Here is a 15,830-nt window from a genome sequence, read left to right on the forward strand (position 1 = left end):
CCGCGCCGGGTCCTACCAGCCCGTCGGGTCCTACCAGCCCGTCGGGTCCTGCCAGGCCGCCAGCACCCGCCCGCTGACGAAGCGCCGCCGCTCCCCACCGACCGGGTCGGTGAACTCCAGCGAGCGCGCGAGCAGCTGGAGCGGGCGCCGGTAGTCCTCCGGCGCGCCCCCGTCCAGCACCTCCGGGTAGAGCGGGTCGCCCAGGATCGGCAGCCCGAGCCCGTTCATGTGCACCCGCAGCTGGTGGGTGCGCCCGGTGCGCGGGGCGAGCCGGTAGCGGCCCAGGCCGCCGCGCGCCTCGGCCAGCTCGATCCGGCTCTCCGCGTTGGGCTCGCCGGGCTCCTCGTAGGCGTCGAGCCGCCCGCGGTCCTTGCGGAGCCGGTTGCGCACCACGGTCGGCGGCAGGGCCGCCGCGCCCTCCTCGTGGCGGGCGACGGCCTCGTACTCCTTGACCGCCTCGCGCCGTTCGAACAGGCCCTGGTAGGCGCCGCGCAGCGCGGGGTCGACGACGAACAGCACCACGCCGGCGGTGAGCCGGTCCAGGCGGTGGGCGGGGCTGAGCCGGGGCAGGTCGAGGTCGCGGCGCAGCCGGGCGAGGGCGGTCTCGGTGGCGTGGCTGCCGCGCGGGGTGGTGGCGAGGAAGTGCGGCTTGTCGGCGACCACGATCCGTTCGTCGCGGTACAGGACCTCGACCGGGAAGGGCACCACGGGTTCGGGCGGTCCGGGTTCGCGGTGGAACCAGACGTGGCCGCCGGGCCGGTAGGGCGTGTCGGCGGTGACCGGCCCGTCCTGGCCGGCGAACTCGCCGGCCGCGAGCATGGCGGCGATCCGCCCGTCCCCGGCGGCGCCGCCGTAGCGCTCCTCCAGGTAGGCCCGGACGGTCGGCCAGGCGCCCTCGACCGGCAGTCTGACGTGGACCGGGTCGATGCCGTCGCGCTGCGGCAGCGGGCTGAGGGGGGCGGGCTTCCTACGCACCACCGTGCGCCGCCCCGGGGTCCGTCCGGCGGGTCTCCATCCGGCCCACCCTAGCGGCAGGTCACCCGTCTGGGCGCGGGCGGCCCGCCGTGCGACGATGGCAGGGCGGTACCCCCGCCCCCGAACGGTAGGTGGCCGGATGGACGCCGAGAACCACATGGACACCGGGCAGCAGGGCACGATTTCCCGGACCCGCCCCGCCTCCCCGCTCACGGCGGGCGGTGCGCCGGTACCGGACGGCCTGCTGGCGATCCCGGTGGCCACGGCGCTGATCGCGGCGAACGGCCGGATCCTGCACTGGAGCCCGGACGCGGAGGCGCTGCTCGGGTACCCGGCGGACCAGGCGGTGGGGCGGTTCGCGGCGGATATCCTGGTGGCCCCGGAGCGGCGTACGGAGGTGCTGGGGCTGTTCGCCCGGATCCTGGAGGGCCGCCCCTGGTCGGGGGTGTTCCCGGTGCGGCACCGGGACGGGCACCTGGTGGGGCTGGACTTCCGGACCTACCCGGTGCTCGACCGGGAGGGCTCGCCGATGGTGCTGGCGGTGGCCTCGGACGTCAGCGAGGTGCGCCGGCTGGCGGCGGACCTGGCGGTGCTGGACGGGTTCTTCACCCAGTCGCCGGTCGGCATGGCGGTGTACGACACCGAGCTGCGCTTCGTCCGCCTGAACGAGGCGCTGGCCCGGATCAACGGGCTGCCGGTGGACCGGCACCTGGGGCGGCGGCTGAGCGAGCTGCTGCCGGGGATCGACGGCCGGGCGGCGGAGGCCACGATGCGCCGGGTGCTGGCCGACGGCCGGCCGGTGGTGGACGCCCGCACGCACGGCTGGACGGCGGCCGATCCGGGCCGCGAGCACGCCTGGTCGGTGTCGAGCTTCCGGCTGGAGCAGCCGGACGGCACGGTGCTGGGGGTGAGCACCACGGTCGTGGACATCACCGACCGCTTCCAGGCGGAGAGCGCCGCCGAGGCCGCCCAGCAGCGGCTGGCGCTGCTGAACGAGGCGTCCACCCGGATCGGCACCACGCTGGACCTGGCCACCACGGCCCGGGAGCTGGCCGAGACGGCCGCGCCGAGCCTGGCGGACACCGTGGTGGTGGAGGTGCTGGACGGCCTGGTGCGGGGCGAGCCGGCCGCGCTGCCGGACCGGGTGGACCGGTCCGCGGTGCTGCGCCGGCTGGCGTTCCACACCGTCGCGGGCAGCGGGATGTCGCCGATCGCCCCGGTCGGCACCGTGCAGCGGCTGCACCCGAGCACGCCGTACGCGTGGGCGCTGGCGCACGGCCGACCGGTGCTGGTGCCGCGGACGGACGGGGCCGCGATGAGTTGGTTCACGGACGACCCGGTGCGCGGCGGGGCGATCCGGGCGCAGGGGGTGCGCTCGCTGATGGTGGTGCCGCTGATCGCCCGGGGGGCGGCGATCGGCACCGCGACGTTCTTCCGGTCCCGGACGGCGACCCCGTACGGGCAGGCGGACCTGGCGCTGGCCAGCGAGCTGGCGGCCCGGGCGGCGGTGTCGATCGACAACGCGCTGCTGTACACCCGGGAGCGGAACGCGGCCGAGCAGCGGCAGCGGGCGCTGGAGGTCGCGGAGAGCGCCCAGCAGCGGCTGGCGCTGCTGAACGAGGCGTCCACCCGGATCGGCACCACGCTGGACCTGACGATCACCGCGCAGGAGCTGGTGGACGTGGTGATCCCGCGGTTCGCGGACTTCGTGACGGTGGACATCCGCGAGGCGGTGCTGACCGGCGAGGACCCGGAGCCGGTGCCGGAGTCCGGTTCGGTGCCGCTGCGGGCGGTCGCGGTGGGTGAGCGGGAGGACGGCTCGCCGCTGACGGGGGCGGCCGACCAGATCGGGGAGACCACGCACTCGGCCAAGCTGTACGCGCAGGCGATGCGCACCGGCCGGTCGGTCCTGGTGCCGCACGTGGACGAGCCGGAGCTGCGCCGGATCGTCACGCACCCGGACCGGGTCCAGCCGGGTCTGGACGCCGGGATCCACTCGTACCTGATGGTGCCGCTGCTGGCCCGCGGCCAGGTGCTGGGCGGGGTGGAGTTCGTCCGGCTGGCCAATCCGGAGCCGTTCACCCCGGCGGACCGGGCGCTGGGCGAGGAACTGGCGGCGCGGGCGGCGGTGTGCATCGACAACGCCCGGCTGTACCGGCGCGAGCGGGACACCGCGCTGACCCTGCAGCGCAGCCTGCTGCCGCAGGACGTGCACCGCACGCCGGGGCTGGAGATAGCGCACCGCTACCTGCCCTCGACGGTGGGCGACGAGATCGGCGGCGACTGGTTCGACGTGGTGCCGCTGACCGGCGGCCGGGTGGCGCTGATCGTCGGCGACGTGATGGGGCACGGCATCCGGGCGGCCGCCACGATGGGGCAGCTGCGGACGGTGGCGCGGACGCTGGTGACGCTGGACCTCGATCCGGCGCGGGTGCTGCGGCGGCTGGACGAGGCGACCGCGCAGCTCGGCGAGGGCCAGTTCGCCACCTGCGTGTGCGCGGTGTTCGACCCGGTGGACGAGGAGTGCGTCCTGGCCTCGGCGGGTCACCTGCCGCCGGTGGTCTCGGAGCACGACGGCGAGGCCCGGCTGGTGACGCCGCCGCCAGGCGCGCCGCTGGGCGTGGGCGGGGTGCCGTTCGAGTCGGTGCGCTTCCCGCTGCGCGAGGACGGGCTGCTGGTGCTGTACACGGACGGGCTGGTGGAGCGGCGCGGGCAGGACCTGGACGAGGGCCTGGAGCTGCTGCGCGAGACGGTGACGCACCGGCAGCCGACCCTGGAGCGCGGCTGCGACGCGGTGCTGGGGGCGCTCGGGGCGACGATGGGGCAGGACGACGTGGCGGTGATCATGGCGCACGCCGGGCCGGTCGGCGCGGACCGGCTGGCGACCCTGCCGCTGTCCGGCGATCCGGCGCTGCTGCGGCACGCCCGGGAGTTCACCCGGCGGACGCTGACCGGCTGGGGGCTGGCCTCGCTGGTGGAGCCGGTGGTGCTGCTGACCGGGGAGCTGCTGGCCAACGCGCTGCTGCACGCGGGTTCGCCGCTGCAGCTGCGGGTGTTCCGGGGCGCGCTGCTGACGGTGGAGGTCGCGGACGCGGACAGCCGGGAGCCGCGGCTGCGGCCGGTGGGCGAGCACGACGAGGGCGGGCGGGGCATGCTGCTGATCAACGAGTTGGCGCACCGCTGGGGCAGCCGGGCCACCCGGGACGGCAAGGTGGTCTGGTTCGAGATGGAGCTGCCGGTCCGATCGTCATACTGATTCGGCGTCAACTTCCCTGGTGCGCATGCGTGTCAACCCCGCGCACCGGCCGGTACGGCATCCGGCGGTACGGGTCTCACCCGTCACGGCGGTGCGCTTGCCCCGGCCGGGTGACCGCTCGGCCCGCGGTGTACGGCGCGGGCCCGCGGATGCCGATGATCGTCGCGTCCGGCCCCCGAAACCGCGCGACGCCCCGGCGTTCAGCGCCGAACCTGGAGAAACCCGATGCGTTCCAGCCTCGCCAAGGTCACCACCGCCGCCTTCCTCACCGGGCTCGCCCTGCTCGGCGGAGCGGGCACCGCCTCCGCGCACGCGCACCACCATCACCACCAGGACGCCCACCCGCACGGGGCGCTGGCCGTCGGCGGCGACGCGGCGGCCCGGGGCGGCGACGCGGGCGCGGTCGGCGGCGACGCCTGGGCCGAGGACGGTGACGCGCTGGCCGTCGGCGGCGACGCGGGCGCGCTGGGCGGCAGCGCCGGTGCCGTCGGCGGGGACGCCTGGGCCGAGGGCGGCGACGCGGGCGCGGTCGGCGGGGACGCCGAGGCGCTGTGCGGCTCCGCGCTGGCCGTCGGCGGCGACGCGCTGGCGCAGGGCGGCGACGCCCTCGCGGTGGGCGGGGACGCGTTCTCCTCGAACTGACGCCCCGGCAGTGCCCCTCGCGGCCGGGCGGTGTCCTCGCGGACCCGCCCGGCCGCCGTGCTGCCGCCGCCGGGCCGCTACGGGAGCGGGGTGACGTACGCGCCGGAGATGCCGCCGTCCACCAGGAAGGTGCTGGCGGTCATGAAGGAGGAGTCGTCGCTGGCCAGGAAGGCCACCGCGGCGGCGATCTCCTCGGGTTCGGCGAACCGGCCGAGCGGGATGTGCACCAGCCGGCGGGCGGCGCGCTCCGGGTCCTTGGCGAACAGCTCCCGCAGCAGCGGGGTGTTGACCGGGCCGGGGCACAGCGCGTTGACCCGGATGCCCTCGCGGGCGAACTCCACGCCCAGCTCGCGGCTCATCGCCAGCACGCCGCCCTTGGAGGCGCTGTAGGAGATCTGCGAGGTGGCGGCGCCCATCACCGCCACGAAGGACGCGGTGTTGATGATCGAGCCCCTGCCCTGCCTCCGCATGTGGCCGATCGCGTACTTGCAGCACAGGTACACCGAGGTCAGGTTGACGTCCTGGACGCGCTTCCACGCGTCGAGGCCGGTGACCAGGATGGAGTCGTCGTCCGGCGGGGAGATGCCCGCGTTGTTGAACGCCACGTCCAGGCTGCCGTAGTGCTCGACGGCGGTGTCGAACAGGGCGCGCACCTGCTCCTCGTCGGTCACGTCGGTGCGCACGAACAGGCCGCCGGCCTCGTTGGCGGCCTTGGCGCCGCTCTCCTCGTCGATGTCGGCGCACACCACCTTCGCCCCCTCGGCGGCGAAGCGGCGCACCGTGGCCAGGCCGATGCCGCTGCCCGCGCCGGTGACGACCGCCACCCGGCCGTCAAGTCGCTTGCTCATGTCGCTCATTCCTCCGTGGCGATGAAGACGTTCTTGGTCTCGGTGAAGGCGTGCAGGGCGTCCGGTCCGAGCTCACGGCCCAGGCCGGACTGCTTGTAGCCGCCGAACGGCGTCCAGTAGCGCACCGAGGAGTGCGAGTTGACGGACAGGTTGCCCGCCTCCACGGCCCGGGCGACGCGCAGTGCCCGGCCCACGTCGCGCGTCCAGATCGACCCGGACAGGCCGTACTCGGTGGCGTTGGCGATCCGCACCGCGTCGCTCTCGCCGCGGAACGGGACCACGGCGGCGACCGGGCCGAACACCTCCTCGGTGAACGCCCGGTGGTCGGGCGCGATCGGCGCCAGCACCGTCGGCGGGTACCAGAAGCCGGGCCCCTCGGGCGCGCTGCCGCGGAACGCCACCTCGGTGTCGCCGTCCACGTAGGAGGCGACCCGCCGCCGGTGCGCGGCCGAGATCAGCGGCCCCATCTCGGTCTTCTCGTCCGCCGGGTCGCCGACCCGGACGCCCCGGACGGCGCGCTCCAGGCGCTCCATGAACTCCTCGTACACGCTCGCCTCGACCAGGATCCGGGAGCGCGCGCAGCAGTCCTGCCCGGCGTTGTCGAAGACGGCGTAGGGGGCGGTGGCGGCGGCCCTGTCCAGGTCGGCGTCGGCGAAGACGATGTTGGCGCTCTTGCCGCCGAGTTCGAGCGTGACGGGCTTGACCTGGGCGGCGCAGCCCGCCAGCACGGACCTCCCGACGGCGGTGGAGCCGGTGAACACCACCTTGCGGACGTCCGGGTGGGTGACGAAGCGCTGCCCGACCACCGGGCCGCGGCCGGGCAGCACCTGGAGCACGCCCTCGGGCAGGCCCGCGCGCAGGGCGAGTTCGGCCAGGCGCAGCGCGGTGAGCGGGGTGGGTTCGGCGGGTTTGACGATGACGGTGTTGCCCGCGGCCAGCGCGGGGGCCAGCGCCCAGGCGGCGATCGGCAGCGGGAAGTTCCACGGGACGATCACGCCGACCACGCCGAGCGGCTCGTGGAAGGTGACGTCGAGGCCGCCGGCGACCGGGATCTGCCGGCCGAACAGCCGCTCGGGGGCGCCCGCGTAGTACTCGATGACGTCGCGCGCGTTGCCCGCCTCCCAGCGGGCGTTGCCGATGGTGTGGCCGGCGTTGGCGACCTCCAGGGCGGCCAGTTGCTCGCGGTCGGCGTCCACCTCGGCGGCGAAGCGGCGCAGCAGCCGGGCCCGGTCGCCCGGCGCCACGTTCCGCCAGCTCTCGAACGCCGCCCGGGCGCGGGCGACCGCGGCGTCGACGGCGGCCGGGCCGGCCAGTTCGACGGTGGCGATCACCTCCTCGGTGGCGGGGTTGACCACCTGGTACGGCTCGGACTCCTCGGTCACCTGCTCCTCCTCGCTCCGCTCTCGCTCTCGTGCTCGCGCCCGCGCTCGTGCCGCCGCCGCTTCACAGCCGCTCGAAGCCGCGGCGGCGCTCCCAGTCGGTCACCGCGGCGTCGTACGCGGCGAGCTCGACCCGCCCGGCGTGGGCGTAGTGCCGGACCACGTCCTTGCCGAACGCCTCGGTGGCGGCCTCGCTGCGCTCGAACCGGTCGATCGCCTCGCGCAGCGTCCCGGGCACCCTGGGCGCGTCGGAGGCGTACGCGTTGCCGGTGAACTCGGCCTCCAGCGGCAGCTGGTGCTCCACCCCGTGCAGCCCGGCGGCGATCAGCGCGGCCACCGCCAGGTAGGGGTTGACGTCGCCGCCGGGCACCCGGTTCTCGAACCGCAGCGAGGACCCGTGCCCGACCACCCGCAGCGCGCAGGTCCGGTTGTCGCGGCCCCAGGCGATCGCGGTGGGAGCGAAGCTGCCCGGCACGTAGCGCTTGTAGGAGTTGACGGTCGGGGCGAGCAGCAGCGCGAAGCCGTCGAGGCAGGCGAGCTGCCCGGCCAGGAAGTGCTCCATCGTCCGGGAGAAGCCGTGCGCGCCCTCGCCGGGGAACACCGGGTGACCACGCTCGTCGCGCAGGCTCAGGTGCACGTGGCAGGAGTTGCCCTCGCGCTGGTCGTACTTGGCCATGAAGGTGAGGCTGACGCACTCCTGGGCGGCGATCTCCTTCGCGCCGGTCTTGTAGACGGCGTGGTCGTCGCAGGTGGTCAGCGCGTCGGCGTAGTGGAAGGCGATCTCGTGCTGCCCGAGGTTGCACTCGCCCTTCGCGGACTCCACCGTCAGCCCGGCCCCGGTCATGCCGGTGCGCAGGCGGCGCAGCAGCGGTTCGATCCGGGCGGTGCCGAGGATCGAGTAGTCGACGTTGTACTGGTTGACGGGCGTGAGGTCCTGGTAGTGCTTCTCCCAGGCCCGCTCGTAGCTGTCCCGGAACACCAGGAACTCCAGCTCGGTGCCCACGTACGCGCCCCAGCCGTAGCCGGCCAGCCGCTCCAGTTGGCGGCGCAGCACCTGGCGGGGCGAGACCGTGACCGGGGTGCCGTCGTGGTGGGCGAGGTCGCACTGGACCATCGCGGTGGCCGGGTGCCAGGGCACCATCCGCAGGGTGGCCGGGTCGGGGGCGAAGACCAGGTCTCCGTAGCCGCTCTCCCAGGAGGAGACGGTGTAGCCGTCGACGGTGTTCATCTCCACGTCCACCGCCAGCAGGTAGCCGCAGCCCTCGGCGCCACCGGCCAGCACCTCGGCGAGGAAGTACCCGGCGTCCAGGCGTTTTCCCTGTAGCCGGCCCTGCATGTCGGTGACGGCCAGCACGACCGTCTCCACCTCGCCCGCGGCCACCAGCTCCCGCAGCCGCTCCACCGTGAGCCGTCCCTCGACCATCCGCCCACCACCTCCGCCACCCGGCCCGCCGCACGCGAACCGGTCCGCCACGACGACGATGATCCCGCTCCGGACCCGAGCGCACCAGGGGCCGCGCGGGTGCCACCGAAGCCTGATGAACCGTCAGAAAATCATCTGCACACATGAACTGATTGATCATCAGCCTTTCCCTCCCCTGTCTCCGCTCCACCGCCCGGCGCGCTCGGACCGAAATGCGATTGCCCCCGACGGCCGGACCTGCTTCGGTGACGCCTGCCCGCCCGTCCCGCCCTCCTTGGAGCCCACGACCCGTGACCTTCCGCCTGACCGCCCTCGCCGATCCCGCCACCGGCCCGTCCTCGCGCCGCCTCGCCTGGCTGGCCTCCGCCCCGGACGGCACCCCGCTCGGCAGCGCCTTCCTACGGCTGTTCGACTCCCCCGGACAGGCCCACCTCTGCGAACTCGCCCTGGACGTCCACCCCGCCGAGCGGCGGCGCGGTGCCGGCTCGGCACTGCTCGAAGCCGCGGCGACCACGGCCCGGGAGGACGGCCGCCGCACCCTGCTCGCCCAGGCCGTCGAGGGCTCCCCGGGCGACGCGTTCCTCTCCGCCCGGGGCTTCGAACGGGCGCTCGTCCTCGAGTACGCCCGGCTGGACCTGACCCCGGCCGACACCGGCACCGGCACCGCAGCCGACACCGGCACCGCAACCGACGCCACCGAGGCCGGTGGAGTGGCGAGGCCCGAACTCCCGCCCGGGTACCGGCTGGTGTCCTGGCTCGGCAGCTGCCCCGAGGAGTGGCTGCCCGCTTTCACCCGGGCCCGCACCGCCATGGACGACATGCCGATGGGCGACACCGACTTCGGTGTGGTCGCGTGGGACGAGGCCCGGGTGCTGGCCGCGGCGCGGGCCGTCGCCGACCGGGGCGAACTGCTGCACACCGCCGCCGTGCTGGAGACCGCCACCGGCGACCTGGTCGGGTTCAGCGAGCTGGTGCTGCCCGCCGACCGGTCCGGCGACGGCCAGCACTACGGCACCGCCGTCCAGCCCGCCCACCGCAGGCGCGGCCTGGCCCGGGCGATGAAGGCGGAGGCGATCCGCTGGACGCGGGCCGAACACCCCGGGATCACCGGCCTGCGCACCGACACCGCCGACCACAACACCGGCATGCTGGCGGTCAACCGCGCCCTGGGCTACCGCAGCACCCACCGCTCCATCGAGTTCCGCCTCCCGCTGTGATCCGGCACCGGCCGCCGTCTGGACGCCTCCTCTCGAGACCCGTGCTCCACCGCCCGGCCGCGCCGCGTCATCCGAGTGCCGATCGGTGTCCGGGTGCTCCACGGGCTGGTCGACCCGACCGTGCCGGCGCACCTGCCGGCACGGACCGCCCTCGGTCGGTCTCGCCCGATCCGGCCGCGTACCCCAGCGGAGGCAGCGGAGCAGCAGTGCCCGCACCACCGCCGCCCACCGGGCCCGGCCCGTCGCCGTGTTCCGCGCACCCATGCGCTCCCTCCCTCTCCCTCTTCCGGGGGTGCCGTACCGGTCCTCGGGCCGGTGCCCCCTGGTAATCCGTTTGTCTCCCGGCAACCGCGCTGCGAGGCTGCCTGTCATGTCCGTTCATGAACCACCGGCCGACCTCGCCGCGTTCTTCACCGACGGCCGGCTGGTCTCGGTCCCGCGCCGACCGGCCCGCCGCGCCGCCCTGCTCGAACACCTGGTGCGCGCCCTCTTCGACCCCGAGCGCCCGTACCGCGAGCAGGAGGTCAACGAGGCGCTGCTCACCGTCCACCCCGACACCGCCATGCTGCGGCGCTACCTGATCGAGGCCCGGCTGCTGACCCGTACCCGGGACGGGTCGAGCTACCGGCGGGCCGTCACCGCCGACCACGACGCCCCGACCGGACCGAGCGGGCCGGTGGACGCTCAGCCGCCCGCCGCGTAGCTCCAGAACTCGCGCATCAGCGGCGGCGCGGTGGGCCCCGTCATCTCCCGCTGGGTGAGCAGCACCGTCACCAGGCCCGTCCGCCGCACCAGGTGGGCGGCGGTGCCGGTGCCGCCGACCCAGCCGTAGCGGCCCGGGGTGTTCCACGGCTCGCGGCGGACCACGTCCACCGAGCCGCCGTAGCCCCAGCCCTGCCCTTCCAGGAACAGCTCGCTGTCGACCCGTTGGCGCTCCGTCAGGTGGTTGGTGGTCATCAGCCGGACCGCGCCCAGCGAGAGCACCCGCCGCCCGTCCTCGGCGCGGCCGCCGGCGCGCAGCATCCGCAGGAACGTGAACAGGTCGTCGAGCGTGGACACCAGGCCGCCGGCCCCGGACGGGAACGGGGGCGGGGTGCTCCACTGGCCGTCCGGTGGGTCCGCCACCTCCAGGGTGCCGTCCGGACCCGGGCGGTACAGCGGGGTCAGCCGGCCGGGTGGCGCGTGGAAGGCCGTGTCGGGCATGCCCAGCGGCTCGAACAGCCGCTCCGTCAGAACCTGGTCGAGCGGCTGTCGGGCCGCCCGGGCGATCAGGACGCCCTGGATGTCGGAGCAGGTGTTGTACAACCATGCCTCGCCCGGCTGGTGGAGCATCGGGATGCCCGCCAGGGCGGCCGTCCACTCCTCGGGTGGGGCCACCTGCTGCGGCTGTGGCGGACCCTGCGCCAGCTCCGCGAACAGCGGGGCCAGCGCGGGGAGGGTGAAGTCCGCCGCGAAGCCGTAGCCGGCCCGCGACTCCATGACGTCCCGCACCGTGACGGGCCGGTGCGCCGGGACGGTGTCCGTCACCGGGGCGTGTGGCGTCCGCACCACGCGCGGGTCTGCCAGCTCCGGCAGCCAGCGCTCGACCGGATCGTCCAGGGCGAGCACCCCGTCGTCGACCAGCTGGAGCAGCGCCACGGCCGTGACGGGCTTGCCGACCGAGGCGATCCGCACCGGCGTCTCCCTGGTCAACTCGCCCGCGGCGGCCGTCTCGACCCGCCCCTCGCGGGCGATCAGGGCGACCGCTCCCGGCACCGTCCCGTCCGCGACCCGGCGATCCAGCAGCGCCTGCAGGCCGCCCGCACCGCGCGGCTCGTCCGTCGTGCGCGTCCCGTTCGTCCCGTTCGTCTCACGCATCGTGTTCCCCTTTCGACGCCGGTGCCCGATCCGCACCGTCCGTACCGTTCGCACCTTCTGTCTCCTGCTGGAGGAAGTGTGCCCCGGTCCCCGAGCCGATCCACCGAACGATCGGCTGGCCTTGGCGCGCCGATCGGTTGACACCCCATCAGCCGATCGGTTGCCCCGGCCGTCGACCGCCGGTTGGTTTTCCGCCGCACGGGCGCGTCGGGCCGCCGGAACCCGCCGTCCGGGTGCCGGACGCGGGTAACGTGGCCCGCACCCCTGACCGCCGCAGGTGCCGGAGGTGCCGGTGTCCGACCTCGTGCTGATGATGTCCGTGTCCGTCGACGGCTACTTCTCCGGGCCCGACGGCGATCTCGGCTGGCAGCTCGTCGACGACGAGCTGCACGAGCACTTCAACCGCCGGCTGGCGGCGATGAGCGGCTTCCTCGACGGCCGCGTCACGTACCAGCTGATGGCGGAGTACTGGCCCACCGCCGACCAGGACCCGACCAGCACCCCGCCGGTGGTCGAGTTCGCCCGGATCTGGCGGGAGATGCCGAAGACGGTCTTCTCCCGCACCCTCGACCACGCCGGCTGGAACACCACGATCGCCCGCAGCGTCGATCCGGAGGCCGTCACCGCCCTGAAGTCCTCCGCCGCCTCCGACCTGGCCGTCGGCGGCGCCGTCCTCGCCGCCGAACTCCGCCGGTTGGACCTGATCGACGAGTACAGCCTCTACGTCCACCCGGTGGTGCTGGGCCGGGGCCGCCCGCTGTTCCCGCCCTCCGACACCCGCACCGACCTGGTGCTCGCCGAGACGCACACCTTCGGCAGCGGCGTCACGCTGCTCCGCTACCTGCGCCGCTGACCGCAGACCACCCACCGCCCAGCGCCACGGCCCACCGCCCACCTGCCGGGAGCCGGAAGGAGGAGCCCCGACCCACCAGCAGGCCACCGTTACGGCGTGCCCGAGCCGGCCGGCTTCGACGCCCCTTCGGACGCCCCGCCGGAAGCCGGTCCGGAGGACGCGCCACCGCCCGGCGAACCCGGCGAGCCCGGTGACCCCGGTGCACCGGACGGCCCGGAGGAGCCGGGCTGCCCGGGCGAGCCCGAACCGCCGGAGGACGGCGCGGACGGTGCGGACGACGCGCCGGACGAGGGTGCCGAGGAGCCGCCGGACGGCGTCCCCGTCCCGGAGCTCCCGCCGGAGGACCCGGAACCGGAGGCGCCAGGCGAGGCCGACCCGTCGGTCCCGCCCGTCCCGCCCACGGGACGGTCGAACTGACGGCCCGTCGCCTGGTCCACCAGCACGATCCGGTTCACCGGCGCCGCGGCGGGCCGCACCGTCACCACCCCGCCCGGGTGGAACGAGGACCAGGCCGTCCCGGTGTACGTGCCGCCGCTGCCGCTCGGCGGCGTCAGCGGGTTGCCGCAGGCGCAACGCACCCTCGGCACGCCCTGGTTGTCGACCAGCACGGCCGTCCCGGACTGCAGGACGGCCTGGTACGGGGTGGCTTGCCCGCTCTGGTAACCGTGGTTGGTGACCCGGGTGTCCTGGCGCAGCACCACGGGGGTCAGGCCGTTCAGGTAGCCGTCGATCTGCGAGGTGTCGATGCCCTCGACCCCGGCCCAGGCCCGGGCCTTGTCGGTGTTGGCGGCCAGGTACCCGGAGAGTTTCGGCACGTCGCAGCTGGCCACTTCCCTGGTCCCGCCGTACAGGCCGGGCTGCCCGCCGTCCACGGCGCCGCCGGACGCGGCCGGGCTGCCGGACGCGCTCGACCCGCCGGACGCGGTCGGGCTGCCGGACGCAGACGGGGCGGAGCCGCTGGGCGAGGCCGAGTCGGGCGTGCCGCCGTTGGCGACCGAGTCGGTGAACGGTTCCTGCCCGGCCGCGGCCACCGGTTGCATCTCGACGGCCTGGGCCGTGCCGCCCCCGCCCGAGCCGCCGGTGGCGACCACGCCGAGCGCGACGCCCAGCCCGACGACGAGGACCGCGCCCGCGAGCACCGGCCCCTTCCGCCACCACGGCTTCCCGCCGCCACCCGCACCGCCCCCGGCCGTCGACCGACCCCCGCTCGGCGGCCCGCTCCCGCCCCCCGACGCCCCGCTCCCCTCGCTCGGCGGCACCCCGCCCGCCGAAGCACCCGACGCAGCGCCCGAGGGCCGCGCCCCGCCCGCCGACAGCGGCCCGGACGGCGGCCCCACCGGACCACCCCTGCTCCCGCTCCCGCTCCCGCTCCCAGATGGGAAGGACGACGCAGCCCCCACCGCGTCCCCGGCAGCGCTCCCGCCGTCACCCCCGGCCGACGGCCGCCCGACCTCCGTGGGCTGCGGTTCCGCAACTGCCGGGCCGTCGCCGCCCGCCCGCTCCACCAGTTCGGTCGGCACCCCCTCCGCACCCCCGGCGCCCCCGGCGTCCGCCCCCGGCCGGACCACCTCCGTGGGAGGCCCCGCCGGCCCGGAGGCTCCGGAGACACCTGGCGGCGCGACAGGCACGACCGGCTCGGCCGTCCCGCCCACCACCTCGCCGCCCGCCACCTCGGTGGGGCGGTGCGGCGGCGGAGCCTGGGCACCTTCGTTCTCGTGGTCCGGCCCTGCGGGTTCCCCGGATTCCCCGGGCTGCCGGGGTGTCGGCTGCTCACTCACGGGACTTCCTCCCGGTCGGACTCCCCCGAGTCCAGCTGCGGCACCCACCATTGTCCGCCCGCTCCCCCGCCCCCGCTCCCCCGGCTCCGGCCGCGCCCCGCCACGCCCCGCCCCGCACGCGGCAACTCGCCGCCCGCCGCGCCCTGTCGGAAGCTGGAGGGACCGGCCGCTCCGGGCCGGTGCCCGGAGGACCTCGCTCGAAGGGCCGGTGAGACGTGTGACTGGTGCCGCCACTCCCGCGGACCCCCGCACCCCCTCGTCCCCACCTCCCCCACCCCCACCGCCTTCCTCGCCGTCCGACCGGTTCGCCGCGCCCTGGTGGTCTGTGCCGCTCTCCGCGCTGGTCACGGTGGCCGGCGCGCTCGCGGCGATGGCGGCGGTGGCCGCGCTCGGCCTCTGGCTGGCGGGCGCGGACGACCTGCCGGGCGGCGGTTTCGGTCCGGTGCTGGCCGCGACGCTGCTGACGGCGCTGGGCGCACCGGCGCAGTTGGACGGCGGCGCGGCCTTCGTGGCGACCGCGCAGGGCGGGATCACCGCGATGCCGCTGTCGGTGACGCTGGTGGGCGCGCTGGTGGCGGCGTACCTGTTCCTGCGGCCGATGCGCCGCCACGCGGTGGTGGGCGGGCGGCTGCTGCTGGCCCGGGTGCTGGCGCTGGCGGCCGGCTGGACGGTGGCGGTGCTGCTGCTGTCCGCGGCGGCGCGGCACTCCTTCACGGTGTCGACCGGCGATCCGCTGATCGACGAGCTGGGCGGGGCGTTCGGTGCGGCGCCGACGGTGGGGTTCCGGGTGGACCCGGGCCCGGCGGTGAGCTTCGGCCTGCTGTGGCTGGCGGTGGTGGTGCTGCTGGCGCTGGCCGCCTCGCGGCGCGCGCCGTTGCCGACCGGCTGGGTGCGCTGGCACGGCACGCTGCGGCCGACGGTGCACGCGGTGCTGGTGCTGCTGCTGGTGTACGTGCTGCTGGGGCTGGTGGGCGGCCTGGTGGCGGTGGTGACGGGCAGTGAGCCGCGGCAGACGCTGGCGGTGGTCTGCCTGGGGCTGCCGAACCTGGCGTGGCTGGGGTTCGGGGTGGGCCTCGGCGCGTCCTGGCACGGCCACGTCACGAACAGCCTGGGCCTGCCGTTCCCGCATCCGCTGGCGGCGGTGCTGCGCTCCGGGCGGGACGTGACGCTGGACCTGGGCGCGCTGGCCGAGCAGAACGGCTGGGCCTGGCTGCTGCTGCCACTGGCGGCGCTGCTGGTGCTGGCGGCGGGCGTGGTGGCGGCGGCCCGGGCGCGTCCGCCGCTGCCGGTGTGGCGGTCGGTGGTGCAGTCGGCCGTGGTGCTGGCGCTGGCGGTGCTGGCGGTGGGCCTGGTGACCCGGGTGTCGGCGGTGTACGGGCTGTCGCTGCTGGGCCTGGGCGGCGAGGGGCGGACGGTGCTGGAGCCGGACCTGCTGACCGCCGTCCCGATCGCCGCCGGCTGGGGCGCCCTGTCCGGCCTGCTGGGCGCGCTGGTCGTCCGTCGGCGCTTTCGCGGCGGGGCCCCGCCCGGCACCGCCGCGAAAGCTCCGGCGGGCCGGACGGAACCCTGACGCCCTGGACGCCCCTGTGCCCGCGCCCGGAA

The 15,830-nt window shown here is 75.7% G+C and carries 12 protein-coding genes; 6 read left to right on the top strand and 6 right to left on the bottom strand.

Annotated elements, in window-relative coordinates; all coding sequences use genetic code 11:
- Positions 1–30: 30 nt before the first annotated feature.
- On the bottom strand, positions 31–978 hold the full coding sequence (locus ACIQVD_RS25680; protein WP_402291833.1) for a pseudouridine synthase: 948 nt from the start codon (positions 976–978) through the stop codon (positions 31–33).
- A 136-nt stretch (positions 979–1,114) separates the two neighbouring features.
- Here ACIQVD_RS25680 and ACIQVD_RS25685 point away from each other — a divergent pair, with 136 nt between their 5' ends.
- Together ACIQVD_RS25685 and ACIQVD_RS25690 are read left to right on the top strand one after the other, a co-directional pair.
- Entirely contained in the window at positions 1,115–4,231 is a 3,117-nt protein-coding gene (locus ACIQVD_RS25685; RefSeq protein WP_402291834.1) for a SpoIIE family protein phosphatase, read from the top strand.
- Positions 4,232–4,456: 225 nt separating this feature from the next.
- Positions 4,457–4,873: a hypothetical protein gene (locus ACIQVD_RS25690; RefSeq protein ID WP_400680829.1), complete on the top strand. Its 417-nt coding sequence runs from the start codon at positions 4,457–4,459 to the stop codon at positions 4,871–4,873.
- A 77-nt stretch (positions 4,874–4,950) separates the two neighbouring features.
- On the opposite strand, the gene ACIQVD_RS25695 is transcribed toward ACIQVD_RS25690, so the two are convergent.
- The 3 genes from ACIQVD_RS25695 to ACIQVD_RS25705 form a co-directional block, all read right to left on the bottom strand.
- On the bottom strand, positions 4,951–5,730 hold the full coding sequence (locus ACIQVD_RS25695; RefSeq protein WP_402291835.1) for a 3-oxoacyl-ACP reductase: 780 nt from the start codon (positions 5,728–5,730) through the stop codon (positions 4,951–4,953).
- Positions 5,727–7,103 carry an aldehyde dehydrogenase family protein gene (locus ACIQVD_RS25700; RefSeq protein ID WP_402291836.1) on the bottom strand — a complete coding sequence of 459 codons (1,377 nt, stop codon included), beginning with the start codon at positions 7,101–7,103 and terminating at the stop codon, positions 5,727–5,729. Before ACIQVD_RS25700 ends, ACIQVD_RS25695 begins: the two co-directional genes overlap by 4 nt.
- Before the next feature lie 61 nt (positions 7,104–7,164).
- Positions 7,165–8,523 (bottom strand): glutamine synthetase family protein, encoded by a 1,359-nt coding sequence (locus ACIQVD_RS25705; RefSeq protein ID WP_402291837.1) that lies wholly within the window; start codon positions 8,521–8,523, stop codon positions 7,165–7,167.
- Positions 8,524–8,813: 290 nt separating this feature from the next.
- Here ACIQVD_RS25705 and ACIQVD_RS25710 point away from each other — a divergent pair, with 290 nt between their 5' ends.
- Both ACIQVD_RS25710 and ACIQVD_RS25715 read left to right on the top strand, forming a co-directional pair.
- Positions 8,814–9,740: a GNAT family N-acetyltransferase gene (locus ACIQVD_RS25710; RefSeq protein WP_402291838.1), complete on the top strand. Its 927-nt coding sequence runs from the start codon at positions 8,814–8,816 to the stop codon at positions 9,738–9,740.
- Between the two features lie 370 nt (positions 9,741–10,110).
- Positions 10,111–10,443, top strand: a complete 333-nt coding sequence (locus ACIQVD_RS25715; protein WP_402291839.1) for a DUF2087 domain-containing protein — start codon at positions 10,111–10,113, stop codon at positions 10,441–10,443.
- Here the strand turns inward: ACIQVD_RS25715 and ACIQVD_RS25720 are convergent.
- Positions 10,425–11,597, bottom strand: a complete 1,173-nt coding sequence (locus tag ACIQVD_RS25720; protein ID WP_402291840.1) for a serine hydrolase domain-containing protein — start codon at positions 11,595–11,597, stop codon at positions 10,425–10,427. The two genes, ACIQVD_RS25715 and ACIQVD_RS25720, sit on opposite strands and share 19 nt — an antisense overlap.
- Positions 11,598–11,889: 292 nt before the next feature.
- Between ACIQVD_RS25720 and ACIQVD_RS25725 the strand changes: the two genes are divergently transcribed.
- Positions 11,890–12,450: a dihydrofolate reductase family protein gene (locus tag ACIQVD_RS25725; protein ID WP_402291841.1), complete on the top strand. Its 561-nt coding sequence runs from the start codon at positions 11,890–11,892 to the stop codon at positions 12,448–12,450.
- Positions 12,451–12,539: 89 nt separating this feature from the next.
- Here ACIQVD_RS25725 and ACIQVD_RS25730 read toward each other — a convergent pair whose 3' ends face one another.
- Positions 12,540–13,589: a DUF6777 domain-containing protein gene (locus tag ACIQVD_RS25730; RefSeq protein ID WP_402291842.1), complete on the bottom strand. Its 1,050-nt coding sequence runs from the start codon at positions 13,587–13,589 to the stop codon at positions 12,540–12,542.
- A 964-nt stretch (positions 13,590–14,553) separates the two neighbouring features.
- Between ACIQVD_RS25730 and ACIQVD_RS25735 the strand changes: the two genes are divergently transcribed.
- The gene (locus tag ACIQVD_RS25735) at positions 14,554–15,798 is read left to right on the top strand and encodes a streptophobe family protein (protein ID WP_402291843.1); all 1,245 of its coding nucleotides are present in this window, start codon (positions 14,554–14,556) and stop codon (positions 15,796–15,798) included.
- The last annotated feature ends 32 nt before the right edge of the window (positions 15,799–15,830 follow it).

Origin of the sequence: Kitasatospora sp. NPDC090308 (assembly GCF_044769485.1) — a bacterium.
GTDB lineage: Bacteria > Actinomycetota > Actinomycetes > Streptomycetales > Streptomycetaceae > Kitasatospora > Kitasatospora fiedleri.

What these genes read in the sequence shown, in the direction of transcription:
- ACIQVD_RS25685 (WP_402291834.1), top strand. Translation starts at nt 1,115, where the DNA reads ATGGACGCCGAGAACCACATGGACACCGGGCAGCAGGGCACGATTTCC.
- ACIQVD_RS25690 (WP_400680829.1), top strand. Translation starts at nt 4,457, where the DNA reads ATGCGTTCCAGCCTCGCCAAGGTCACCACCGCCGCCTTCCTCACCGGG.
- ACIQVD_RS25695 (WP_402291835.1), bottom strand. Translation starts at nt 5,730, where the DNA reads ATGAGCGACATGAGCAAGCGACTTGACGGCCGGGTGGCGGTCGTCACC.
- ACIQVD_RS25705 (WP_402291837.1), bottom strand. Translation starts at nt 8,523, where the DNA reads ATGGTCGAGGGACGGCTCACGGTGGAGCGGCTGCGGGAGCTGGTGGCC.
- ACIQVD_RS25715 (WP_402291839.1), top strand. Translation starts at nt 10,111, where the DNA reads ATGTCCGTTCATGAACCACCGGCCGACCTCGCCGCGTTCTTCACCGAC.
- ACIQVD_RS25720 (WP_402291840.1), bottom strand. Translation starts at nt 11,597, where the DNA reads ATGCGTGAGACGAACGGGACGAACGGGACGCGCACGACGGACGAGCCG.